The organism is Methylosarcina fibrata AML-C10, from assembly GCF_000372865.1.
GTDB lineage: Bacteria > Pseudomonadota > Gammaproteobacteria > Methylococcales > Methylomonadaceae > Methylosarcina > Methylosarcina fibrata.
In genome coordinates, this window is the sequence record NZ_KB889965.1 from 1,890,563 (window position 1) to 1,914,249 (window position 23,687).

Here is a 23,687-nt window from a genome sequence, read left to right on the forward strand (position 1 = left end):
TATTGTTTCAAAATATTTTAATATACAATAATTGTCGTATTTTGCCGATTTTAATGCGGATATTGTAACTTGGCTTAGCGCATTGTTTTTATTGAGAAGTTTTGTAAATGAGCCGGTAATATTGCCGATCTTGCATAGTTCGAGCAGAAATGCGTGATAGGTCAGCCTGCAAATAGGCTCGTCGTTCTTGTTTTCCCATTGTCGTAACCCGTTTCTTTTCGGTTACATACATGGGAGGCACGGCCCTTCTTTTACCGAGTCATTGGGTTATTTTTAAGTTGAGGCAATTCGTTTATTCATTTTGACATTGCCTGTAAATTCGCGGTATATAAAATGCCAGCACAATTTTTATCTACCATCCATAAATCATGTTTACGATAGGCAAGCTTGCAAAAACCGCCGGAGTGAATGTCGAAACCGTTCGCTATTATCACCGTATCGGTTTGTTAGTAGAACCGGAAAAGCTCTATAGCGGTTATCGGCACTATCCGGCCAGCGCCGTTGCCCGTATTCGGTTTATTAAACGTGCGCAACAACTCGGCTTTACTTTGAAGGAAATTTCAGAATTGTTATCGCTGGATGGAGGCCATTGCGACGATGTTAGAAAAATGGCGGAACAGAAATGCCGGCACATTGATAATCAGCTAAAAGACCTGCTTGCCTTGCGCAACGTATTGGAAAGCCTGATTAAAGGCTGCCAAACCGATCCGGCGGCGCAACATTGCTCCCTCATTGACGCCATTGCGGATGCGTCGTCAGATTCAAAACTTTAAACAGTCTTTAAAAAAATCCCCAACCGCTCTTGACTCCGTACCCGTGTACGTAGTTTAGACTCCTTATTCAAGCCCTAAGGTGCACAACGCCCCATCCATCAAGGCTATGTTTTTTATTTTTATGCAGGAGAAAACCATGTCAACCGAGCAAGAAACATTAGAAAAAACCCTGTCAAACGCCCAAGATATAGTAGAAGAAACCCCCGCCTCCTGGCTAGGAATAGGAGCCGTGCTTGCGGCCGTCGGCGCATCCCTCTGCTGTGTCGGGCCTTTGCTGCTGTTATCGTTAGGAGTTGGCGGCGTCTGGATGAGCACTTTAACGTCAATGGAAACTGTCAGGCCTTTTTTTCTAATTCTAACGCTGATTTTTATCGGCCTGGGGTTTTACAAACTCTATTTAGTGCCGGACAGTTGCAAAGCAGGCGATGTTTGCGCCTCGCCTGACGTTAAACGTAAACAACGTTTGATTTTCTGGATTGGCTCCGGTTTTTTAGCGTTACTGGTGTCCTTTCCCTGGTACGCGCCCTTTTTTATGTAAATACAGGAGAACCGTCATGGAGATTAAAACCGCAGTTATTTGTTTAAGCTTGTTAGCCGCTCCTTTTGTAACGCAAACGGTATATGCGGCGGCGCCCGAGCCAGCACAAGCGAGCCTGCAATCGGTTACGTTCGACATGCAGAATATGACTTGTGCAATGTGTTCCATCACCATCAAAAAGGCGCTGCAAGGCGTTGACGGCGTGAAAAATGTAACCGTCGACGCGGATGCAAAAACCGCCACGGTGACTTTCGACCCTCAAAAAACCACGCTTGAAGCCTTGATAAAGGCCACCACGAATGCGGGGTATCCTGCAACCGTGCGCAAGCAATAATAATTCGAGGAATCTTTCATGTGGATCAAGCAACTCAAAATTGCGGGGATGACCTGCCCCAGTTGTGCTCAGGGTATCGAAAGCAAACTCAACGCCATTCAGGGCGTGGAAATCAAGGTTTCTTATCCGGAAGGGATCGGCACGCTTAAAGTCAAAGGAAAATCCAGTCCGGAATCCCTGATTAAACAGATTGAGGCAAAAGGTTATCAAGTAACGGAACTGGATAACGAACAAAAGCAAAGCGATGCGGATCACAAAACGTCCGCTGCAAATCCTGGCGAACCGCTTCATGTCGCCATTATCGGCAGCGGTTCGGCGGCTTTCGCCTGCGCCCTGAAAGCGGTAGAAAACGGCGCCAAAGTGACGTTGATCGAACGCAATCCGATCATTGGCGGCACTTGCGTTAATATCGGCTGCGTGCCTTCAAAAATCATGATACGCGCGGCGCACATCGCGCATTTGCAAAAAACTCATGCCTTCGGCGGCATTAAAAAACAACATCCGGTGATCGACCGCAAGCAATTGGTGGCGCAACAACAGGCCAGAGTCGATGCACTGCGAGCGGCCAAATATGAAGATATTTTGCAAACCCAACCGGATATCACGTTGCTCAAAGGCAACGCACGGTTTAAAAACGCCCAAACGCTTATTGTTGACCGGGAGCATGGCAACTTTACCGAAATCAGCGCCGATCGCTTTCTGATCGCTACCGGTTCGTCATCTGGGTTGCCGCCGATTCCAGGACTGGCGGGCACGCCTTACTGGACATCCACCGAAGCATTGGTGGCGGAAAAACTGCCGGAACATTTAATAGTGATCGGCTCATCCATCGTTGCATTGGAACTGGCACAAGCCTTTTTAAGGCTGGGTTCCAGAGTGACCTTGCTCGCCCGCAGCACGATTTTGTTTAGAGAAGACCCGGAAATAGGGGCGGAACTGCATAAAATACTGGAATCCGAAGGCATGACCATCCTGACCCATACCCAGGCCGAAGCGGTGAGTTATAAGAAAGGGCGCTTTTCAGCCGGAAAATTCACTCTGAAAACCACCACAGGCCGGATCGTTGAAGGCGATCGGTTGCTGATTGCCACGGGCAGACCGCCCAATACGGAAGGCCTGGGTCTGGAAAACGCGGGAGTCGAACTCAATAAAGATAAAAGCATCAGGATCGATGATCACATGCGCACCAATGTCGAACATATCTATGCCGCCGGCGACTGCACCGACCAGCCGCAGTTTGTCTATGTCGCGGCAGCGGCGGGTACCCGCGCCGCGATTAATATGACCGGCGGCGATGCGGCCATCGATCTGGCGGCGATGCCCGCGGTCATGTTTACCGAACCGCAAATGGCGACGGTAGGCATGACCGAAGCGGAAGCACATTTGAAAAACATCGAAACCGATAGCCGTCTGTTGCGGTTGGAAAATGTGCCGCGCGCACTGGCTAATTTTGAAACGCAAGGCTTTATCAAACTGGTGATTGAGGAAGGCAGCCGCCGCCTGATCGGTGCGCAAATTCTGGCCCCGGAAGCAGGCGAGATGATCCAGACGGCGGTGTTGGCCATCCATAACCGGATGACGATAGAAGACTTGGCCGGACAATTGTTTCCGTATTTGACGATGGTAGAAGGCGTCAAACTGTGCGCGCAAACCTTCGCCAAGGACGTGAAATTATTGTCCTGCTGTGCGGGGTAAAGGTGAGTGCCTGCCTTAAAAATGAAAAGTTGATCAGGCTTTCCAAATTGGCTGAGATATCCGGCATTAGTATCCACTGTATTAGAGTTTATATGGACCGGGGCTTGATTCAAGCCGGCGAACGCACGCAGAGCGGATATTATTTGTTTTCACAGACGGCGCTTGAGCGCTTGCAGTTTATTCGCAGCGCTCGCGATGCAGGCGTGCCATTAGAACAAATAGCCCGTTTATTAATAGCCAGTGATGAGAGGGATGATAAAGCAACCACTGTCAGTCTAACGGAACTGACCCTCTACATTGAAGAGAGCCGAAGCAGACTAAATCATTTTGAGCGAAGCCTGAGGCGGCATTTTGCGATCTAAGCTTGAGCGGATTATCGTGGAGAATTGAAAGAAATGAACGAAAAATTGAGTCAATTTGGCGGTTTGTTCGGCGCCGCGATTGCCGCGGCCTGTTGTCTCGGCATCCCGCTCGTGCTCAGTGCCGTGGCTGCCGTCGGGCTTGGCTTTCTGATAAACGATGCCTTTTTATTGCCGATGTTTGTAGGGTTCGCCGCGTTAAATTTATGGACGCTTTATCGTTCCGCCAGGCAACACGAAGCGCTATCGGAAGAAGCGATGCTCGCGTTCTGGACGGGCAGTATCGGCGCATCGGTCAGTACCCTCGGCTTGGGGCTTACCGTTACCGGGATATTGCCTGTCGCCGTGATATTAGTTTATATAGGGCTCACGCTTTTTATCGTCGCCAATATCTGGGATTTTATGATTGGACGCAAAAGTCCTGCCTGTGCGGATGACGAGTGCAAGACGGAAAACCGGTAATAAACGATGGAATCCCCCATTTGCCCGGCTTGCGGATGCTCATTAGTCCGATTGGGCCTTACTAAGGAAAAAGCTGTTCAGCATAATTATGCAGGGAAGCAATACTGGTTTTGCTGCAAGGGATGTCTGGAGTTATTCATGACCGACCCTGAATCATGTCTGGCCGAAACATCCGGTTTGACGGTGTGTCCTGTTTGTTTGGCTGAAAAACCGGTTAATGCCACAGTGACAATCGATTTTAACGGAAAACCTGTTGGGTTTTGTCGCTGCCCTCATTGTCTGGATGTATTCCATACAGATCCGCACTATTTCATTGCGCGTTTAGCGTGGCAAACAAACTACGCCGGTGTTTTTGGCGAAGGAATTGGCTGTTGTAGTCAATGAATCGAAACAAAGAAAGGCGGAATAATGAAAGCAAATTTAAAAATAGGCCACTTATCCGAGTGCGATAGCAAGTCTTGTGCAACTTCATTAATACAACAAGATTCCGATCAACCCCTTTCGCCGGGAAGGAGTTTATCCGGTTGGTGTTTTGCGTCCTTGGCATTACTCGTCTGCCCTTGTCATACTGCTTTTTGGATCATGCTGTTTTCCGGGACAGCATTAGGTAGTTTCTTGTCAGCAGATACGGTAACCGCAGTCATGGGGTTTTCGGCGATATTCCTGATTTCGTTAACTGCGGCGCTGTTGGCGTTTAATAAAATCAAGTTGTAAAGACGCACAAGGGATTAAGCCTAAGTGCCCAGAGAGTTTACCAATATCCCAACCAACATGGTGATGGGTTTCCTCGGCGCCGGTAAGACCACGGCTATTCTTAATCTGCTTCAACAAAAACCGTTTGGCGAAAAATGGGCGGTATTGGTCAACGAATTCGGACAAGTCGGCATTGACGGCGCTATCTTCGCCGCTTCGGGTGCGATAGTGAAGGAAGTAGCCGGGGGCTGTCTGTGTTGTGCGGTGGGACTGCCTTTTCAGATTGCTGTCAATCGCTTGTTAACGGAAGTCGAACCGGACCGTTTGCTGATAGAGCCAACGGGGTTAGGCCACCCAAAGCGAGTGTTTGATATGCTCGCCGACGGATATTTTCGGACCGTGCTGGACATGCGCGCCAGTATTTGCCTGGTTGACCCGAGAAAATTAAGCGATAGCCGCTACACATCGCACGAAAATTTTGTCGATCAAATCGCCTTATCCGATGTGCTGGTCGCCAATAAAATGGATTTAGCCGACCAAGCGGCGGTACAGCGGCTTAACTGCTGGGCTGAACAAAGCCATCCCCCTAAAATTGTCGTCGCCCAAACCGTTCAAGGCAAACTGGATATCGCCTGGCTGGATTTAACGAGAAACCCGGAAAGACGGGCCGTTTTTCCAAATGCCCATCAGACCGGCGCAATTCATCAGATACCCGAACTCATCCTGACGCATAAGGATCGCCCAAGTCTCAATGAAGCGGATGGATACCGTAGCTTCGGCGCCGTATTTCCGGAGCAAAGTTGTTTTGATTATGCACGCACAGCGGATTTTTTAAGCCAACTGAAAGCAGAAAGAATAAAAGGCGTGCTTTTGACGAATAAAGGCTGGTTCATTTTTAATGCGGCGGACGGATTAATGACTATCGCTCAGTGCAAACCTTCCGCAAACAGCCGGATAGAAATAGTCGCCAGACAAAATAATTGGCAGGATATTCCATCAGCATTAAACCGCTGCATCATAAACAGTTGTTCGGATTCGAATTAAGCACTCTCTTTTTAACTTTTTGCTTGACTCTGGCCTTGGGTACGGCATTTATGATCCAAACCGAACTTTGGTTATTTCAAAGTGGTCACCCGGTTATTTTTCCTTTTACGAAAAATAATCGACCTTGTTTATTTTTTAAAAATCAAGGTGAATAAAATGACTGATTTTATGTTCTTTGTTTTTACTAAAATTTTACGTATTGACCTGAAAGACCCGCACGACATACCGTGGGGTACGCAATTATTCTTCTACCCGGTTATTGGTTTTCTTATTGCCTTTGTCGTACTTAAGTTCATGGGCTTTCGTTTTAATCTTTTTGAAAAAGATTTTGGGCTTTATGATGAAGGAGAAAAAGAAGAAAAAAGAAAACAACTGCAATCTATATCCGATGAAAAGGATGAAAAATAGGCTTTGTTGCCTGGCACCATAAGGATGACACAGTATGATAAATGAATGGCTTAAAATTGCCTTACAAACAAATATTCTGACGCGCGCCATCAAGGTTGCGCTGGTAGTTGGTTCAATTCTGATGTTGATTAATCACGGCGATGTAATACTGAGCAATGGATTATCGATAAAGGAGTTCATCAAAATTGCTCTGACCTATTTCGTACCTTATTGCGTTTCAACCTATTCAAGCACTGAGGCGGTTTGTGCTACGAAAAACAAGCCCAGTATTAATCCATTAATAGGGGAATTTATTAAAAAGAAAGGGGTTGAATTGGCTCATTATGCATTAGCTATTTTTAAGCGACACATAAGTAGGACGCCTTTTAGTTTTTTGAAAGGAAAAACGCCATGATGCAAGTGAAATCCACACTTATGGGGCACTGGCGGCATTGCCGGGATTGGGCTTCCTTATACGGCGGTGCTCCCGGCACGTTTATGGCGGGTCTTGGCAGCGCGGGCGTCAGTAATCTGCATACGCTGGAAACTCTGCGCCCGTTGTTCATCACCCTCGCCGCAAACTGTCTCGTGCTCGCCTATCGCAAGCTGAGCCACGCCTCCACCCAGGTTTGCCAGATATGTTCGATTTGTACTGAGGTGCGAAGCCTGCGTGCCTATAAGAATCTTTTCTGGATCATTGCGGCACTCGCCTTGGGGTCAATAGGCTTTTCGTACTTTATCTACCTGCTTTTGGGCGCCGTGGCAGGATTTCTTTCCGGGCTGTTCGGCATCGGCGGTGGCATCATCATCGTTCCCTTCCTGGTCTGGCTTTTTTCGGCGCAAGGGTTTGCGCCGGACTTAATTCTGCTGATGGCCGTGGCGACTTCTCTGTCCACGATCATCTTCACGGCGGCCGCCTCGCTTAAGGCCCATCACCGCCTTGGTGCAGTCGACTGGCTGGTCGTAAAGCAACTGGCGCCCGGTATTCTGGTCGGTTCTCTAATGGGTTCGGTCGTCGCCGATAGTCTACCAACCGGTCTGTTCAAAATATTGTTCGCCTTTTTTCCGCTATGGGTAGCCTTTCAGATGCTCAAGCCCTACTTGCCAGCACTTGATCCTGACCAGCCGCCAGATGAGCGAAACCTGCTCGGAGTCGGCGGCGTCATTGGTGCGCTGTGTACCCTGCTGGGCGCTGGCGTCGGGATCATCACCGTCCCGTTTCTGGTCAAGCGCCGGTTTAACATGCGCCAAGCCGCGTCCATTTCCAGCGCTTGTGGCTTGCCCATCGCCATTGTCGGTTCTCTTAGCTACATCGCCCTGGGCTGGGGCAATGCTGGTGTTCCCAGTTGGAGCATGGGCTATATCTATATACCGGCATTTCTCTGCATCGTGACCAGCAGCCGGATATTCGTCCCAATGGGGGCGCAACTCGCGCATAAGCTGCCGACCGAGAAACTGAAACGGGTATTTGCGCTGTTCTTGTTCGCGATTGGAATACGGCTACTTTGGCAGGCTATCCTATGATCCCTCGTTATTCTGCCCTTCTGGTTGCGCCGGGCAATAACTCATTAGCAAAAAACTTTCCGTATTTCACGCTGTGGCTTTTTGTACTCACTCTTATCTGGCTTGCCGTTTACGGGTATGTATTTACAAACCCAATCGGGCTTGCCGATAGCCATTAGCTGGTGATTGCCGTCGGTGTGTTCGGCGCATACATCGGTAACGCCACCGCGATTGGGGGCGGCATTATTTTTATCCCTGTGCTCAGGTTTGCTTACCAAGCGGATCCCGTCAGCGCCTTGACTTGTGTTTGTCAAGCAGGCCGTCGGCAAGACCAGCGGCACATCCGGCTGGTTGCGGCGCGTCGAAACCGTTGCAGCTTTTTGCAGTGGGCCGTGCCCGCGCTTATTATTAGGACGATGATGTCTGCTTGAATGTTAAGGGTCTTGTCAACCCCTGATCAAAAAATGATAGGGACGCAGTGGACAAAATTTTTTTCATAATAGGGACTGTTGCCGTTTCACATCGGTAGCCAGATGAAAGCGCAGGCCAAGGCGATGACGCTTTCAAAATTGCGTTTCAATTTATCATATCGCGTGGCGACCGCTCTGAAATGCTTTAGCCGCGCGAACAGATTCTCAACAAGGTGGCGATATTTGTAGAGACACCAATCCATTTCATCATTCCCGATGGTTGAATTCTGTTTTCTTGGAATGACCGGCACAGCCCCTTGATCGCGAATTTGCATCCGTAAAGGTTCACTGTCATAGCCTTTGTCAGCGACCATGAACTCAACCGAGGGAAGTTTCGCTACCAATACCGGAGCCTCTTTGCAGTCATGGACTTCCCCTCCGGTGACCGAGAAATGGATGGGAAGGCCGCCCGCATCAACGGCCATGTGAATTTTAGTCGTGTTGCCCGCAACCGATTTCCCGATCGCCGTTTCCTGTTCATGGGCTGCACCGCTGCTATGCTGATGGGCTTTCACGATACTGCCATCAATGAATGCCCATTCCAAATCAGGCTCCACAACCAGCGCCTGAAAGAGCCTCATTAATTTTTCTTGGAGCGACCAGGCGTTGAATCGCTTATAGACCGCATTCCATTTTCCAAAGGTTGCTGGCAAGTCTCTCCAAGGACAGCCGACTCGCATACGATAAAAAATGCCTTCAACTGTTTGCCGAAGCGTGGGTTTGTCATAAATCCCCAAACTCAGCAGGACGGATTTAAGTTTATTCCAAAGTTTATCCGTAAACAGTTGTCGCGGCATGGATGGCTTTTCTTTGTGACTGAAAAATCCAGTCAATGAAGCCAATCCAACTGCGTTTCAAGGCCATGATTGTAAAATGGCAACAGCCCCTAGATGTTACGGTTGAGCGCTTACACAGGATGTACTGAAAATGAAGCGCACCGTTCGCGTATATTCCGCGAACGATGCACCTCCTCGCATCGCCATATCCTTAGCTATGAATCGGCAATCGATTCTCGCTTCATTAAGCCGTTTAACGTCATGCCCAGGACCGGCGCCTACAACCTTGGCTGCAATGCGCCACCGGACGTAATAGCCAGCGTTTACGCAGCACGGGGATCACCTCCTTCTAAGACGTAAATTCACAAATCGCTACCGCTTTAAGTGACTTCTTTTCAGCGTCGACTTGTTCAGTCGACGTCATCTGAGAAATCATTTTTGATAGCACTCCGCGCCACAAAAATAACGGATATAATCCGCCCCCTCGACAGGTAGCGCGGCTGATCTCGGGAATTCTTTGCTGCAAAAATCAAGTTGGACAAGCCACCGTGATCGCAAAGGAAGCATCAAGGTGCGTTGGACACCGGAGCACCGTTCATGTTCATACCGGCACCGCATTTACCTTCCATTGGTTTCTGCTGCGGTTTCTGCTGCGTGCTCTTGTCTTTTTGCGGCTTCATCGTTTCAGCACTGCGCTTCTCCCCGCCGCAAACCATTTCCCTCTTGTCCTTGGCGGTGTCCGCCTCGGCGACAAGGGCATAGCCGCTCGACAACTCCTTTATCTCAAATGGGTTTTCAGTCGCGTTCACCGCTCCCGCCGAAAGCGTCCCGACGAAAACGGCTAAAGGTTTTTTGTTGATTTTCTGCATGGAAATATTTCCTCTCGTGTAAATAAATTAAGGTGTGACATTGCCACGCCCGCGTTTAAACCTACCGGTCTTTCTCCGTTCACAGGATTTCGTCTTTGCAAGGAAAGAAATGAACATGGTCAGCTTAAGTGCGTAGTCGAATACGGAGTCAAGAGATTTTTTTCGCTCTGCCGTATCATTACGTTTTTTAATTTTATGCTTGACTCCGTATTCAGGTACGGCATTTACGATCCTGTCCGTGCTTTGGATTTTTTCATAATCGGTGGTCGATTAACCTATTCCTTCATCAAAAAAGCTAATTGGCCTCCCTTTTTTCAGAAACAAGCACGTTTATATCTTTTAGCTAACGGACGATAATGGGAGTACAAAGAATGGCGGATTTAATTCTTTCTAAACAGAACCGCCTCAACCACGCTGCTTTCTGGCTTGGCACAGCCGCTGTTGCCTTTGGCGTTCTCAGCCATATTCCTATGTTCATTGAAGCCGCACCGAACGATTTCAAAATGGCCGGCATGCCTATGTCTGCGCCGATGCTGTGGGGCATGGCCACGATTGTCGCGGGGACGCTTTTGGCCGCCTACGGCTTGTTGCCCACGACTTTCAAACAGACACAACACGTAGACATCGGCGCCATCCACGAAATAAGCGACGGCCAACTGACCCAAGCGCATGGGCAATTGCTGGCGGTGCTGATGGCCGCACTCGTCATTGATATGATGAAACCTGCAACGCTCGGCTTCGTTGTCCCCGGAATCATGAAAGAATACGGCATTGCCAAGTCAATGGTGGCGTGGCTGCCCTTCTGTGGTTTGACGGGCACGACGATCGGCTCCTGGATATGGGGCATTCTGGCCGACCGTATGGGCAGACGCGCCGCGATTTTATTAGCGGCGATACTGTTTATCGGCACCTCTATTTGCGGAGCGATGCCGACGTTTGAATGGAACCTTGCGATGTGCTTCGTGATGGGCTTGTCGGCAGGCGGCATGCTGCCCATTGCCTATACGCTGCTGGCAGAAACGATTCCGGCCAAGCACCGCGGCTGGTCGCTGGTTTTGATTGGCGGCATCGGACTGGCTGGCGGCTATTTCGCTTCCAGCGGACTTGCCCACCTATTGGAGCCGCTCTATGGCTGGCGCGTTTTGTGGCTGGTCGGTTTGCCGACAGGCCTGTTGCTGATTTTTTTCAATCGCTTCATTCCCGAATCGCCACGCTTTTTGCTGATGAACGGCAGGCGCGAAGAAGCGCTCGATATCATGGCGCGCTTTGGCACAACCATGACTTCCAGTATCGTTGCTCCGACGCATCACGACCTAGCGAACGATGGCGCCAGGGCACTGGTAAAAAAACCTCTGTTCGGCAAAACGCTGGCGCTTAACCTTATGGCCTTCGCCTGGAGCCTGGTTAATTTCGGGATTCTCCTGTGGATGCCCGCGAATTTGAAAGCGGCGGGCTATGAGGTGGGCGAAGCCAGCAAGCTGTTATTCGCCTCGTCTCTCCTTGCCATGCCGGCTTGCGTTATTACCGCATGGATTTATAGCCAATGGAGCACCAAGGGCACTCTGGTGTTAATGTCACTGCTGACCGCTATCGGTCTGCTGAGCCTTTCACTGTTGGGTACAAACCTGACTATGCTGCATATACCGCCCATCGTTGTTTTTGCCGTGCTGTTAACAGGCTCGAACGGGATTATTGCTGTTTTGTTGCCCTATACGGCAGAAAGTTACCCGCTTTACATTCGCGGCCGCAGCACCGGCCTTGTTGCAGGCAGCAGCAAGCTGGGCGGAGTTGTGGCGCAGATCGTCAATATGCTGGCGCTTGTGCCACCGCTCGCAACCGCAGGGCTTACCCTTGCTGGTCCCATCATGATTGGTGCGGCCCTTGTCGCCCGCATGGGCGGGGAAACACGCAACCGCGACCTTGAAGAACTTGATAAATAAAGCAAATACCTTTAATACCAAATGGATTACCGTAAATTCAGCTTAGGTGGAAAATAAAATCTTTACATAGCCAACTCTGTCATGACAATACATTCACTGTATCTGTTGACAGCCTATGATTCAGTTTGTACTCTGACAAAAATTGTAAAGTCCCCATAAGAAAATAGGGTTTTATGTCTTTGACCTACCTTGAACGCCACGATTCTTTAAAGAATATGCACCGCTTTTACCAGATTTCCGTCTCCCCAGGCATTCTTGGGGATTGGTCTTTGGTGCGCGAATGGGGAAGAAAGGGATCTCCAGGGACCATTAAAAAAGACTGGTATTTATCTAAAAAAGAGGCCATAGATGCAGGTCTGCAAATCATGGAAGCAAAGCGGAGAAAGGGTTACCTAATTATTTCGTTATCAAGTTTGGATCAAAATATCCAGCAGTCTCGCTCATAAAAAGGCAGGTTCTAATTATGGAAGCAATCATTAATTTTTGGAATTATCTAAAAACATTTTTAATAGTAAAACTTGGTTTTATTTCGATCGCAATTGATCGTCGAATGGCACGCAGATCTATTGCAGATATCGATGAGTTGAAATTTGACTTAAACGGTCTGAAAGAGGATGGAGAAGGCGATCACTCTGTGATCAGCCACTTGAATGCTATCCCAAAACCGGGAATTTATTTGTCATGGACCGATGCAGCAACCAACGGCTGCTTGTTGGGACAAAAGGATGATGGTCCTGGCCTTTATTACTGACGAACATATGGATTAGATGAAATATTGTATTTACTCGATTATTTTTTCTACTGCTTTTTTGCTGACTGGTTGCGGATCGCCTGGCATGAAAACTTATGCCCAAAATCCATTTAACCCTGACGCCAAAATTACCCGCGTTTCTGCACGATCTTCAAGTTCTCAGAATTCTGGAAAAGCTTCGGATCCGACTGTATTGAATGCTGCCTCTGTTGGATTGGCTGCTGCCAGTAGACCTGTCCACGGTGCAATTATTTCTCACGGCGCCGATATAGGTATTGCTGCTGCACTTTTTCTGGGGTCTCTTGGCTCCTCAACACCCAAAAATATTGCTTACAATGTAAATTATCTTGCTGTGGCTATGCCATTGACCGAGGTTTCAAGCGAGCTAGATGCCCAACTAAAGATGAGCAAGCATGTGGAAAGAGCCATTACGCGAGCTCTTGGCACGGATTATCAGACCAGAATTGAGGAATACGACGATCATTATGCGTTCGACAGGATGCTACGGCCGAGATGGATTCGAGTCAACGGCCCGTTATGTGAAAACTGGTCCTGCCAGATCCATGCTCCTGTCCCTTCTGCAACAGCACTGCAATGGGAAGGTCGTATGACAATAAAGAAAGTTGTCACTGGTCAGGAAGCTTATGTTTATGAAAAGCCATGTGAGCAACAATCAATTGGTCTTGTAAAAATCACAAATGAGTATAACAAGGAAGGTTTCATTGCAGGAAAGCGACATTATGTCGAAGGTACCGAAATACCTGATTTCGATTATGCTCAATTTTTCCAACGGATTTCTGAGAATCTGCCGGAATGGGCATATCTCAGGGTAGCCCAAAAAGAAACTACGCCATACACGCTCAATCGAGGTGTAATTGTTCAGTAAGGGGCAGGAATGAAAAAGTTAGCTAGGTTTTACTTTTTAACTTTGATGATTAGCGTCCTATCCGGATGCTCAGGGAACACTGTTGCTCTGATCGATCCGACCATCCAACAACAGGCGCTAAAGCTCGTTATCGTTTCCCACCCTGTCGGCGAAGGTTATTATGCCGTTCTGGATAAAGCCCAAGGCCATTGGCAAGTTTTGTCGATTTCTTCTACGCCTGTAACTCGTCGCGCTAATGACAATCAAGAAATTTTGTTCGTTAACCGCAGGCTCAGAAGCATTGCCCCAAGTTTCGATTCGAGGGTGTACACCGGTCAAGCTACTGAATGTACTCCCTATATTGACGATGATCGGTTTTATGGCTTGTGCAACAGCTATTTTTCCACTTCTGATGTTGGTCCAGCATTGTGAGAAACTTCGCTTCATGCGTTTTTACGCTGTGCCTGGCTGCCGGCACTCGGGAGGTTTTGGATCACGGCAAAATTCAACAGGTCGTACTTGAAAGCAATTTGTTCGATATCGTGAAACAGTTGAATTCGGCCGAAAGTCATCAAGTTTATTTGGCTGGACTTTCACGATAACACTCCTTTATTTCACTGATTGGCTAAAATAAACGGATCGTACTAACGCTGGCCGTTGTTGTGGAAGCCGGTCTCGCTGTCAAAGTAAAAGTATTGGCCGGGAAAGCGGAGATTAACGGTTCTGGTCAACGTCGACGGTTGGCTAAACCCGAAGGCTTCGCCATTACCTAAAATTGACACCACCTGTCTGTAGCTATCGCCAAGGTGCAAACCATTAACAGTAGGAACGGAATTTTGATCATAGGCCGCCGGCGGCAGTGACAAAACTGCCAATAGTCCTAACAGTAGTATTTTCATTGCTTTTGCGCGAGAAACCGGGCTTTGGAATCCGATTGGGATAGCGCCTGCCGCGGCGGCCAATCTAGCTTCTTCTTATAGAATGCTATCTTGGGAAAATTTGGGGGTATCTTGAAAACGAGGGCTTAGTTACTTTTTAAAGTGTTTACCAGAGGAAGAACGCTTGGTTTTTGTTTCTTCCCCTCTGTTTTCCGAATGCTGTTTGGCGATATACTCGTCTCGCATTCTTTGCAGTTCTGGAGGTAGACTGCCAAGCTTAACATCTGTGGTTTCTCTCATGAACATCGGTACCCGTCCACTTGGAGCTGGGCCGATCGTATTCAATTTTCCCGGTACCGATGACGATTGTTCGGTCGATATTGGCGGGGCTTGAAGCTCAATCTCCGACGGCATCGGAATATCACCATTTTTCAGTTGAACGGCTCCTCCGGCATCGATCAATTTTGGTTCGTCGATTTGAAGGCCGTGGTCCGCATATGCGTTTACCGTGGATACCGCTAATACGGCCAAAAAGGCCAGTAAAAATTTGTTCATCATAACCGTCCTTATTTAACTGTGATGCCGTTCTGTGTGTTGAATCGTTCAGCAACTTCGGCGGTTAGTCGTTTGTTTGCTTCTCTTACCGCTGACAATGCTTTGTTTACTACCAAAGTCAAGGCTGCTTCGACTGTTTCGTGAGAATTTTTCAAGAACTCATCTGCGATGGATAACTGTTTGATTTCTCGCATGCCGTTTACGATAACGCTGACGTTGCCATCATCGCTCTCACTAGCAAATTCTTTTTTCTCGAATTCCGCTTTTGCTTGATCCAGTTGCATTTTGTATTTCAAACCAAGTTCGGCTGATTTCTTTCTGTTTAATTTGTTTTTGGGTCTTAACATGATTTCCTCTATTTTTTAGTGATTGGTGGTAAGTCGTTATCTGAAACATCACTTGGTTGAATTGGCCGCTTGTCACTCGAATCCGATAATGCGCCTGATACTGCGTTATTTATGTAATCTTCAGCTGTTTCAATACCTTCTCGAAGACCGGTCATCGCCGATTTGGCGGTTTTAGCTACCGGGGTAACTGTGCTGTCATAAAGCAACGATCCTTCGTTTCGGAAGGCTCTATCAGCCATCTCAGACATGTCCTTGCTGTTATCGATTTTGCCGCCTTTTTCGATTTTCTGACGAACATCATCTGCTTTGTCAAGGTTTCCGCCTTTAAGAGCAGAATCGATCTCCGCTTTGCGTGAATCACCTTCTGCCGATAGGTTCACTGGTTTGATCTGTTTTGCGGCTTGCTTGAGGTCTGAAGTGTACCCAGAACCATGCTTATTGCCACCGGCATGATCTATTGACGCCTGTTTCGGTTCAGCGGTGTGGCTAGTTTTTGTGCCATGAGCCTGGTGTTCCGAAACGTGTGGTGTTTGGTGCTTCGATGTGGTTTTATGATCACCATCGCTGCCTTCAGATTCAGAATTGTTATTTCCGCGTTTTGTTTGGCGGCCACCCGCTAACTCGGCTTTTTCAATAGTAGGGCCTTTACCCGCTTGAGTGGATTTGCGATCACCATCACTATCTTGGCTTTCGCTCCAATTCTCAGCCAAGGATTTAATGTCATCAGCGGATTGATCCCCCATGATGTCCTTAATGCTTTTTTGGTCGTTTTGGAATTGTGTTGGCGTAATATCGACTCCAGATCCACTGGATGTTGGCATTAGTGCTTTGTTAACAATTTCCGCCGCTTTTATCGGATCGGCTTGGTTGAGCTTCAAAAAGCCAGCCAACGCATCTCTATCACCACCAAAAATGCCGCTGGCACTAGATCGATTGATTTCATATTGAGCATCGTCAGAAAGCTTTTGGTAAGCCTCGGCCCCCACGCTTTCTGCAATGGCTTGATTTTCCAGATTGATATCCACAATCGCAGCAGAATTGTTAAGCCGTCTCGCCAAATCTTGGAAAGACATAGATAGCGATTTTCCAGAAGAGTCTTGCATAGACGAGGTTTGACTGAATGTCTCGCTGGCCTGGCTCACGGCTTGTAATTGGCTTAGGTATTGTTCTGCATGCCCCTTCATCTCTTCTGAACCGAAATAGGTTTGGTCTTGATGCTGCTGAGCACTTTGCTGCATTTTCTGAACTTGAGTACTGCCTGAGTATTCGCGGTTCCAAACGTTTTGGATAGCGTCGGACAATTCTTTCGATTTTCCAGCATCCATTCCGACCTGAGACTGTAGTTGAGCGTTACCGGAGGCGCCGATAGAGGAAGACTGAATACCCATGCCCGTGCTAAGACCAGCAGAAATGGCCGAACCTACACCGGTGGCGATCGCTTCCTTCTCCGCATCTGTCCGTCCTACCTTGTCGGCAATCGTTCTTCCCGTAGATGCAGCCCAACGGTCCGATTCAGCCGTAGAATTGCTCAAAGCACTCATGATGGAATTTGCATCAGAGCTAGTGGTTCCCGATTTTTGAGAGGTTTGCAAGGAACTGCTAAGCGTCTGACTTGCGGACGAACTTGCACTTCGTAGCGAGGCCGTAGCGCTTTGCGCCGCCCTCCCGAATGTCGAGGATGTTGAGAACGTGGTGTCGGCCATCCCCGATTTCTTTGGCCCTGTGTTCGGTGAGTATTCGGATTTTGATCCCAGCGTCATAGGAGAATCAATTTTGATCGGATCAGGAGCCGTCGCTCCTGTTTTAACGCTGCTGGATGCTGCGGAAGTCATTTTTCCAGACAAGTTTGTTGCTGCAACAGAACCGCCATAAACGATCATGAGTGCAAGTGCAGGGACGCTTGAAGCCAGCATCCCGCCAGCCGATAACCAGGTTTCAATTGTTTCAAATACCTGATCATGCATGACCATCGCATCAAGATCCGTACCATTGGAATCCGCATAGTTCGCTACGGCATCAAGAGCCCTGGTTGTGACAACGGTGATATACATGTTGCATACCGCCATCAATGGGCCCCATAGCGATATCCAAAGCATGAGCTGGATATACCTGACCATCATGGTCATCCCGATAGGACCCAATGTTGTTAGAAAGGCAACAATCGGTGATATCGCCACGGTGAACATTTCAACAAATGCCATCAATGGACGGGCAATTTCATTGAACATGGTTTGTTCGGCGGCCCATTGTTGCTTTAATTGCTCTTTGGCAGGACGGTGAATGAAAGCGGCTCGCCCATCTTCAAGATAGGATTTTAATAAGGCGTTTTCCATGTAGGTTTGCGAATCTTGCCCAGACATATTAAGAGCTGCTTTAGCTTGATCGATTTTTTCAGATGCTCTTACTGAGGCATCAGTTATCCCTAAAACGCCTGAAACATAACGATCCATTTGGTCAACGAAGTCCTGTCCTCTCAGATATGAAATCAATGCAGCGTAAGCGTCTTTGCAGGATTTCTGTTCCCCCTGGGGAGGTGAGGAAGGGAGTTTGACTAAGATATCGACGTTGACGAATGATGTTTTGATTGCATCAAGTAATCCAGTCGATTTAAGGAGCGTTTCTTTGGTGACTTCATGATCACTTTCGTTAAGATCCAAATCCAGCATCACACAATTTTCAATGTATGTGTCAATCGTTTCCCCAACCGATCCTGATATGTCGCTATCAGAACCAGCGGTGCCAAGACCCAGGTTCTGAAGTTTCATTAGGGTTTTAAGAGCATTCAAATACCCGTTTTCCAATAAACTGGCCTCCGACGGTGTCGAGAATGCGGTCTCAAACATAGTTGTCATTTTTACGCCCATGGTCGAAATAATGGACATCGGTGCAGCAATGCCGAGCGGAACGTTGGCAACTGTTCTTACCTGCCCGGTGTATACGTCCTCGATAACAACGGTATCTTTTGGCACGAATAGGACTAAATACGCAATCAAACCAATCAATGAATACCGGAGCGGGAATTCCTGATTGGTCAAGTAATTGATGGATACTAAAAGAACTCCTAGCGTTGCACCGGCGCGAATGAGTTTGGTTAAACTTCCGTTACCAAAAATCATCGCAGCACCTTGGTAGGTGTTGTAAAGCATTTCTGCGTCACCAATACTTAATACTTCGTAAGCCATAAAAATACCTTTTGCTAATGGTCTTAATGAACCCTGTTGTTCATTGGTATGCGCAAGCTGTCTTTGATACTTTTTTGCAATTGGATTAATGAATTGATGCCGGCAATGCTTTCGCCTGTGATCCGTCTTTCTTCTTTGATCTGATCCCTAACATCGCGCATAACAGCCAGCATGGATGAATCGAGTGGTCGGCCAGTACCTTTAACTGCGTTATCAACCACACCATACATTTCCTCGACAATGCGGTTTGTTAATTCTGATGCCACGACATCCACCAAACGATCTGCGATTAGGCCAGCCGACTGCGGTTCAGCCGCTGCACCTCTTAACAACCCATAAACACCAGGGGATGATGCTTCGATAAATTTCTGCTCATCAGCCGTAAATGCATCATTCGTGTCGCGGCTAGTCATTTTGCGAATAATGCCGCCTGTACCGGTTGATTGTGGGCCCGTGCCCCATACCATCGCTTTCGCTCGGGAACGCATACCTTGGATTGTGATGGTTTCTTTCTCTCCTCCGCTAGGTAACAAGCATTCTCCGGATTCGCATTTGTAAATCTCAATGGAGCCGCCCTCGATCAAATCTCTGACTTTGACGATCGGTTGTCTGAAGTCATATTTCACATCGCTTCCGTCATCTTTTTTACTGATAATCAACGTTCCCGTTAAACTCATCAAAGTCATTTTGATTTGATCGTCACCATTCACAAACCAGTTCGCTGCATTCGATTCGGTTAATGCCTCATACACCACATTGCCGGTAATTTCGTCAGAACGGCCATTTTGAATAAGCACCTGAGTAGGTGAACTTGCGTTTTTTTCTTCTGAATTGAAATAGTCATCGACAAATCCAAGGCCTGTGTTGATTGTTGATGCTTCCCGTCTGCGTTCGTGAGCCCAATTTTGAAGACCGGTAGCATTTACGATTGCTTTACCCGCTTCGCAGGAATTTCTCATCAAAGCGTTGATTTTTGCGATTTCGCTTTGCAGTTTAGAAATGACTTGGGCGCAAGTTGGACACATACCCTCGATTGCAAGCTGGAATGCATATCCAATCGCGGCTTGGGCAATGCTTCTTGCCAACTGAGTGAATTGGGCTCCATTGATGAATGAGAATGAGCCTGCAAACATATCGATACCATTACATCCGCCTCTTGCGCTTGGTGGCACAAATGAGATCAGGTTTGGGTGAACAACCTTATTGCGCATCGTGATTCCGCCACCAGTAATTACGCCTCTCCGTTGTGTCTCGTAAGAGCCACCTGGAGTGACGTTGATCATGTCGGTAAACATCCCTTTAATTTCATTGTCCAGGTTGGCATTAGCCGGACTGACCCAAAAAAGCGGCAACAGGATTAGTAACAGTTTTGACATAAATCAAACCCATGCTAAGTCATGGAAAAAATCGATTTTTCGATTGTAATAAGGATTGCCTTGGATTTTTTTCAGCTTCCTAACAGGCTTAGGCGAAGAATGGTTTCTTGATAAAAAATAACCCTGTCCATATTTTATCCCCATCAAAATGGCACAGGTCACATCTGATTTTGAATAAAGATCATCGGCAACAATTTTGATATTTTTGGCATTCAGCTTTTCAATGACCGAATGACATTGAGATGCTGAATAGGTGTCTTCTTGCATTTCTCTAATATCGCCTTTTTTTATTTTTAAAACATCAACGAATTCGTATAAATCGCTCAAATTGGAATCTAATAGTCTAGCGTTTGATAATCCTCTTTTTATGCCAATATTTTGAAACCATTCTAAAAGCTCCGTCTGATGGGGCATGACACCCTCAGCATTAATGACTTGCATATTTAACATCATTTCAACTTGGTTAAGTGGCACGTGGTGAGCTAATTTTTCAAGAAAAATTCCCAGCCTCTTTTTGTCCATGTGGATATTGACAGACCATGATAGATAAAGCCTCTCGCCAGACATTTCTGACCAATGCTGTAAGTATTCGCTGATTTGGGGAAGTAAGTTTTTTTCATTACTCGACTCAAGAACATTAAAAACTTCTAAATCACTTAGAAATTTTTGTCCTATCTTGACTTGCACATCCAGCCCGACAATTTTTGCCTCTGCAAGATGAAAAACCGGGGTAAAAACAGGTGTGTAAAGTGGGTTCTGCAAAGCCTTCATAAACATATTACAAGTCGATGTATAAAAGCCTACTATGCAGAAGTTTTCATCAACATGTATTATCGAAAGACACTGTTTTTAAGCGTCTTTTTCGGAGATTCTTGATTTTTCGAAGTCTTATTTGGGTGTTCACGCCTTCAAAAGAGCCAAAAATTAAGCAATCACATAATCGATCAGGTCAAAATTTGCTCGCATGAATCCGCCCACTGCTAAAGCCTCTGACTTATAGCGTGGGTTTTTCGCCTTGGAGAAAGGGTAATTTGACACGGGGATCGCCGGCTAAAACTCTACTTAGTCACAGGTTATCGGCGTTATTCGACTAGAGCCAAGACTTTTTCAACTGCTTTTGTTCCAAGCTGAGGAAGAAATCCCTTGGCTTGGTTAGTTGGTCCAAAATCGTGTGTTTTGGCATGCCATTCATTACTCACCACTCCCTCGATCGTACCGATTTCATCGATTAGGCCAATGGCTAACGCTTCTTCGCCTCCCCATATTTCGCCGGTCGTATAATCGAATCCTTCCTTGAGCTTAGCACCTCGTTTACTTTTAAATTCGTCAGTAAAGACTACGGCCATCTGGTTGACCATTTTCTGGGCTTTGGCTTCGGACTCTTTTGACATAGCCACAAAGGGGTTAAGCATATTTTTGTGGACTCCTGATGCATAGACTCGTTGGATTACGTCAAATTTTTCGGCCAACTTATGAAGATCCCAACCTGTAATGACTGCGCCAATTGACCCGACCAGGCTATACCTGCCTGCAATAATCTTGTCGGCGTGTAAAGCAAGCAGATAGGCGGCCGACGCACCAGTGTTACCAATAAAGGCATAGACCGGCTTCCCTGTCTCACTCTTTAGTCGATCAATGGTTTGGCCAACGCGTTCAGACTCAAATGGTTGTCCGCCTGGGCTGTCGATATTCAGAGCAATAGCCTTCACCTTGGGCGAATTGAAGGCTTTTTCCAGTACCGGTACCAATTCTTCTGCTGAGGCCAGCTGACCTGACCCGATTGAGCCGGTTACATTCACAACGCCAACTATCTCCGTATTAGGAATTAGTCTGTAGCCCAAACTGCTCGCATAAAACGCTAGATAGACAGCAAATAGTAAGGCGCCGATAGTGGAAAAGGTAAATCGTTTGATCCATTTCCACCGACGTTCACTTTTCCTTTCGTTCATCAGATCCATTAGAACTTGATCTGCTAATAGAGATTTAATGTCTTCTTGAGGTTGATTGTTTTGATCGACTACTTTGTTGGTCATAAGGTCACATTTTTTTCTTTAAATTATTTCGAATGATTTTTACCAGTTCACCAGGCTTGTCCATGGTGTCTTCATCAATACTCTTGATCGTCTCGTTATCAACCTGGATAGGTGTCACGGTTAAGGTTCCGTCGTATTCATCGTTATTGAGCCAACCGTTTTCATGAGAAAGTGCAATGGCACGGCGAATAATCTCGTCACCAGATAACAGTCCTTGACCTATTTGAATAGCGCCGCCGTTTTCACCGGGCTTGACCAGAAATAAGGCAGGAGTTGTCTCAACGCCTAGTTTTTTGCCCTGTCCATGATCGGTCGTGAACTCCGGAAACGCTCCTCCCGGAAGAGGCAAACCATCAAGTGCGATCGGCAGAACTTTGAATCCGAATGCATTCATAAGGCCTTTCAAAACACCGGCTTCTTTGACGCAAAACTCGCAGGTGCTGTAATAGAAAAACCAAATGCCGGCTTGCTCAGCCAATTTCTTAGTTGCTTTTTGGGTGCCACGGTTTGACATATCGTCTTTGGCAAATGCCCCGAAAGTTGCAATCGGCCGCCTGGCGTTTTCATCCAGAACCGCGTCCATCATTACCAGCTTCTGAGATGCATCGGCAAATTTTTCAGCCTTATCCAGCATGACGCGCTGCAGGTACATGTACGTCGATACGTTTTCAGCGGTTGGATCATCAATAGCTTTATCCCTAAATTTCTCCATGTTTTTCCGAAACCATTCCGAAGACAAGGGCTTTGGCTCTAATGGTTTCGCGAGCGTCGGTTGTTCTTTTTTCTCAGGCGTAGTTAGCGGCGGAGGCTCTTGGATGGATTGTTCAACATCATTGACTTCTTCGGTCAAGGGATCTTCATACCAGAACCACCCCCTTTCCTTATTTTCGTAAAAGGGGGCATTGTCGGGTATTACGGAGATTTGTTCGCGACCATCTGAAACACCGAAAAAATTAGTTCCTTCACTTTCGCTACCATGTACATGCGTAATATGGCCGACTAGAGAGGCGGCCACCACATAAGGCAGGAGTCGATTTATCACGCGGTTGTGTCTGATAAGTTTTCGTCAGCACTCAAGGCATCGACAGGTAGGTTAGAAACGCCTGCTGAGCTTGACTGGCTTTTCTTTGCGGATTTTTTTTCAGGCGTTGGCAAGGAATCGCTTTCGTCAACATCTGTATCTTTTTCAATTGCCTCGATGATTTCGGTTTCAGATACAGCAATTTCTTCAGACGTTGAACCGCTTAAAGCATCCCTTGCAATTTCCCTAGCTCTTCTTTGTTCATAAAATCGATTCTTCACGCCCTCCATCAGCGCCCTGCAGCGTTGGTGAACATCAGTAAATTCTTTCTCGATTTCGGCCAAAGCTTGACGCTTTTGCGTGTCATCCAACTGGCAAGCTAACCACAATGCTCTGAGTTTCTCTTCCAAATCCCGTGCCGCATTAAGCGTATTCAAGAAAAGCTTGGCAATCGGATCGATGATCGTTACGTTGACGCTTTCGTACTGGGCTTCGCCGACCTTAATGTTCGCCTTTTTGATGAGTTGGTCTGCGACAACGATTTTTTTCGCAATGTTTTCGTTTACATCTTTGATCATTGCGGTCATTTCTTTTGTAATTTGTTGCTCAACATCGAAACCTTGGCCGTTACTACAATAGAACCTTGTCAAATAAGCCGCCCTTGATACTTCTCTAAACCTACGTCGATAGATCCTTAGCACAGTTTCAGAAAAGTTTGATTTTTCGTGAATCCTGCTATTCCGGCAATTTTGAATGAAGTTTCTTCTAAGAGCAGTTTCTCTGCTGAGTCGATTTTGAGTATTTTCCGCCATGGTATTTCTCTTGCTGAGTTATTA

At 47.2% G+C, this 23,687-nt stretch carries 27 protein-coding genes and 1 pseudogene; 16 read left to right on the top strand and 12 right to left on the bottom strand.

Translation table 11 applies throughout. The features are described 5' to 3' along the window. Positions 1-368: 368 nt before the first annotated feature. The 11 genes and pseudogenes from A3OW_RS0108945 (at position 369) to A3OW_RS0108990 (ending at position 7,809) form a co-directional block, all read left to right on the top strand. The gene (locus A3OW_RS0108945; RefSeq protein ID WP_020563098.1) at positions 369-773 is read left to right on the top strand and encodes a MerR family transcriptional regulator; all 405 of its coding nucleotides are present in this window, start codon (positions 369-371) and stop codon (positions 771-773) included. A gap of 136 nt (positions 774-909) precedes the next feature. Continuing rightward, positions 910-1,645: pseudogene (locus tag A3OW_RS29055) on the top strand (mercuric transporter MerT family protein). Between the two features lie 18 nt (positions 1,646-1,663). Further along, the gene (merA, locus tag A3OW_RS0108960) at positions 1,664-3,340 is read left to right on the top strand and encodes a mercury(II) reductase (protein WP_020563101.1); all 1,677 of its coding nucleotides are present in this window, start codon (positions 1,664-1,666) and stop codon (positions 3,338-3,340) included. Positions 3,341-3,342: 2 nt separating this feature from the next. Beyond that, positions 3,343-3,702 carry a MerR family transcriptional regulator gene (locus A3OW_RS26360; RefSeq protein WP_051091799.1) on the top strand — a complete coding sequence of 120 codons (360 nt, stop codon included), beginning with the start codon at positions 3,343-3,345 and terminating at the stop codon, positions 3,700-3,702. Positions 3,703-3,735: 33 nt separating this feature from the next. Then, positions 3,736-4,161 (top strand): MerC domain-containing protein, encoded by a 426-nt coding sequence (locus A3OW_RS0108970; protein WP_020563103.1) that lies wholly within the window; start codon positions 3,736-3,738, stop codon positions 4,159-4,161. Between the two features lie 6 nt (positions 4,162-4,167). Then, on the top strand, positions 4,168-4,545 hold the full coding sequence (locus A3OW_RS27765) for a YHS domain-containing protein (protein WP_157385854.1): 378 nt from the start codon (positions 4,168-4,170) through the stop codon (positions 4,543-4,545). 24 nt (positions 4,546-4,569) lie between these two features. After that, on the top strand, positions 4,570-4,875 hold the full coding sequence (locus tag A3OW_RS27030; protein ID WP_083918175.1) for a hypothetical protein: 306 nt from the start codon (positions 4,570-4,572) through the stop codon (positions 4,873-4,875). A gap of 24 nt (positions 4,876-4,899) precedes the next feature. Next, positions 4,900-5,898 (top strand): CobW family GTP-binding protein, encoded by a 999-nt coding sequence (locus tag A3OW_RS0108975; protein WP_026223448.1) that lies wholly within the window; start codon positions 4,900-4,902, stop codon positions 5,896-5,898. Positions 5,899-6,054: 156 nt separating this feature from the next. Then, positions 6,055-6,306 carry a hypothetical protein gene (locus A3OW_RS24545; protein WP_157385855.1) on the top strand — a complete coding sequence of 84 codons (252 nt, stop codon included), beginning with the start codon at positions 6,055-6,057 and terminating at the stop codon, positions 6,304-6,306. Between the two features lie 34 nt (positions 6,307-6,340). Next, positions 6,341-6,700 (top strand): nitrate/nitrite transporter NrtS, encoded by a 360-nt coding sequence (nrtS, locus tag A3OW_RS28250; RefSeq protein WP_020563106.1) that lies wholly within the window; start codon positions 6,341-6,343, stop codon positions 6,698-6,700. Then, on the top strand, positions 6,697-7,809 hold the full coding sequence (locus tag A3OW_RS0108990; protein WP_020563107.1) for a TSUP family transporter: 1,113 nt from the start codon (positions 6,697-6,699) through the stop codon (positions 7,807-7,809). The genes nrtS and A3OW_RS0108990 overlap by 4 nt, the downstream gene beginning before the upstream one ends. 496 nt (positions 7,810-8,305) lie before the next feature. Here the strand turns inward: A3OW_RS0108990 and A3OW_RS0109000 are convergent, their stop codons facing one another. The 3 genes from A3OW_RS0109000 to A3OW_RS0109005 all read right to left on the bottom strand — a co-directional run bounded on the left by A3OW_RS0109000 (position 8,306) and on the right by A3OW_RS0109005 (position 9,903). Next, complete coding sequence (locus A3OW_RS0109000; RefSeq protein ID WP_020563109.1) at positions 8,306-9,055, bottom strand: IS5 family transposase; 750 nt, start codon at positions 9,053-9,055, stop codon at positions 8,306-8,308. A gap of 411 nt (positions 9,056-9,466) precedes the next feature. Continuing rightward, positions 9,467-9,652: a DUF3330 domain-containing protein gene (locus A3OW_RS29060; protein WP_408605648.1), complete on the bottom strand. Its 186-nt coding sequence runs from the start codon at positions 9,650-9,652 to the stop codon at positions 9,467-9,469. Beyond that, positions 9,601-9,903 (bottom strand): hypothetical protein, encoded by a 303-nt coding sequence (locus A3OW_RS0109005; RefSeq protein WP_020563110.1) that lies wholly within the window; start codon positions 9,901-9,903, stop codon positions 9,601-9,603. The genes A3OW_RS29060 and A3OW_RS0109005 overlap by 52 nt, the downstream gene beginning before the upstream one ends. A 371-nt stretch (positions 9,904-10,274) precedes the next feature. On the opposite strand from A3OW_RS0109005, the gene A3OW_RS0109010 reads away from it, so the two are divergent. The 5 genes from A3OW_RS0109010 (at position 10,275) to A3OW_RS27775 (ending at position 13,891) form a co-directional block, all read left to right on the top strand. Further along, entirely contained in the window at positions 10,275-11,843 is a 1,569-nt protein-coding gene (locus tag A3OW_RS0109010) for an MFS transporter (RefSeq protein ID WP_157385857.1), read from the top strand. A gap of 173 nt (positions 11,844-12,016) precedes the next feature. Then, positions 12,017-12,289 carry a WGR domain-containing protein gene (locus tag A3OW_RS27035; protein WP_083918176.1) on the top strand — a complete coding sequence of 91 codons (273 nt, stop codon included), beginning with the start codon at positions 12,017-12,019 and terminating at the stop codon, positions 12,287-12,289. Positions 12,290-12,306: 17 nt separating this feature from the next. Next, positions 12,307-12,594 carry a hypothetical protein gene (locus A3OW_RS0109015; protein ID WP_020563112.1) on the top strand — a complete coding sequence of 96 codons (288 nt, stop codon included), beginning with the start codon at positions 12,307-12,309 and terminating at the stop codon, positions 12,592-12,594. A gap of 85 nt (positions 12,595-12,679) precedes the next feature. Further along, positions 12,680-13,480 (top strand): hypothetical protein, encoded by an 801-nt coding sequence (locus A3OW_RS0109025; RefSeq protein WP_157385858.1) that lies wholly within the window; start codon positions 12,680-12,682, stop codon positions 13,478-13,480. Between the two features lie 9 nt (positions 13,481-13,489). Continuing rightward, complete coding sequence (locus A3OW_RS27775) at positions 13,490-13,891, top strand: hypothetical protein (RefSeq protein ID WP_157385859.1); 402 nt, start codon at positions 13,490-13,492, stop codon at positions 13,889-13,891. A gap of 212 nt (positions 13,892-14,103) precedes the next feature. Here the strand turns inward: A3OW_RS27775 and A3OW_RS24555 are convergent, their stop codons facing one another. The 9 genes from A3OW_RS24555 to A3OW_RS0109075 all read right to left on the bottom strand — a co-directional run bounded on the left by A3OW_RS24555 (position 14,104) and on the right by A3OW_RS0109075 (position 23,663). Continuing rightward, positions 14,104-14,358, bottom strand: coding sequence for an RHS repeat-associated core domain-containing protein (locus A3OW_RS24555; protein ID WP_033411666.1), 255 nt, complete (start codon positions 14,356-14,358; stop codon positions 14,104-14,106). Positions 14,359-14,487: 129 nt separating this feature from the next. Further along, positions 14,488-14,895 carry a hypothetical protein gene (locus tag A3OW_RS0109040; RefSeq protein ID WP_020563117.1) on the bottom strand — a complete coding sequence of 136 codons (408 nt, stop codon included), beginning with the start codon at positions 14,893-14,895 and terminating at the stop codon, positions 14,488-14,490. 8 nt (positions 14,896-14,903) lie between these two features. After that, positions 14,904-15,239 (bottom strand): YbaB/EbfC family nucleoid-associated protein, encoded by a 336-nt coding sequence (locus A3OW_RS0109045; RefSeq protein WP_020563118.1) that lies wholly within the window; start codon positions 15,237-15,239, stop codon positions 14,904-14,906. A gap of 8 nt (positions 15,240-15,247) precedes the next feature. Then, positions 15,248-18,421, bottom strand: a complete 3,174-nt coding sequence (locus A3OW_RS0109050) for a conjugal transfer protein TraG N-terminal domain-containing protein (RefSeq protein ID WP_020563119.1) — start codon at positions 18,419-18,421, stop codon at positions 15,248-15,250. Positions 18,422-18,444: 23 nt separating this feature from the next. Next, positions 18,445-19,797 carry a conjugal transfer protein TraH gene (locus A3OW_RS0109055; protein ID WP_020563120.1) on the bottom strand — a complete coding sequence of 451 codons (1,353 nt, stop codon included), beginning with the start codon at positions 19,795-19,797 and terminating at the stop codon, positions 18,445-18,447. Positions 19,798-19,800: 3 nt separating this feature from the next. Then, a complete protein-coding gene (locus A3OW_RS0109060) occupies positions 19,801-20,568 on the bottom strand; it encodes an EAL domain-containing protein (protein ID WP_157385860.1) in 768 nt (255 codons plus the stop codon). Between the two features lie 311 nt (positions 20,569-20,879). Continuing rightward, a complete protein-coding gene (locus tag A3OW_RS0109065; RefSeq protein ID WP_020563122.1) occupies positions 20,880-21,830 on the bottom strand; it encodes a S49 family peptidase in 951 nt (316 codons plus the stop codon). A gap of 4 nt (positions 21,831-21,834) precedes the next feature. Beyond that, positions 21,835-22,872, bottom strand: a complete 1,038-nt coding sequence (traF, locus tag A3OW_RS24560; RefSeq protein WP_020563123.1) for a conjugal transfer protein TraF — start codon at positions 22,870-22,872, stop codon at positions 21,835-21,837. Continuing rightward, on the bottom strand, positions 22,869-23,663 hold the full coding sequence (locus tag A3OW_RS0109075; protein WP_157385861.1) for a hypothetical protein: 795 nt from the start codon (positions 23,661-23,663) through the stop codon (positions 22,869-22,871). The genes traF and A3OW_RS0109075 overlap by 4 nt, the downstream gene beginning before the upstream one ends. Positions 23,664-23,687: the final 24 nt, after the last annotated feature.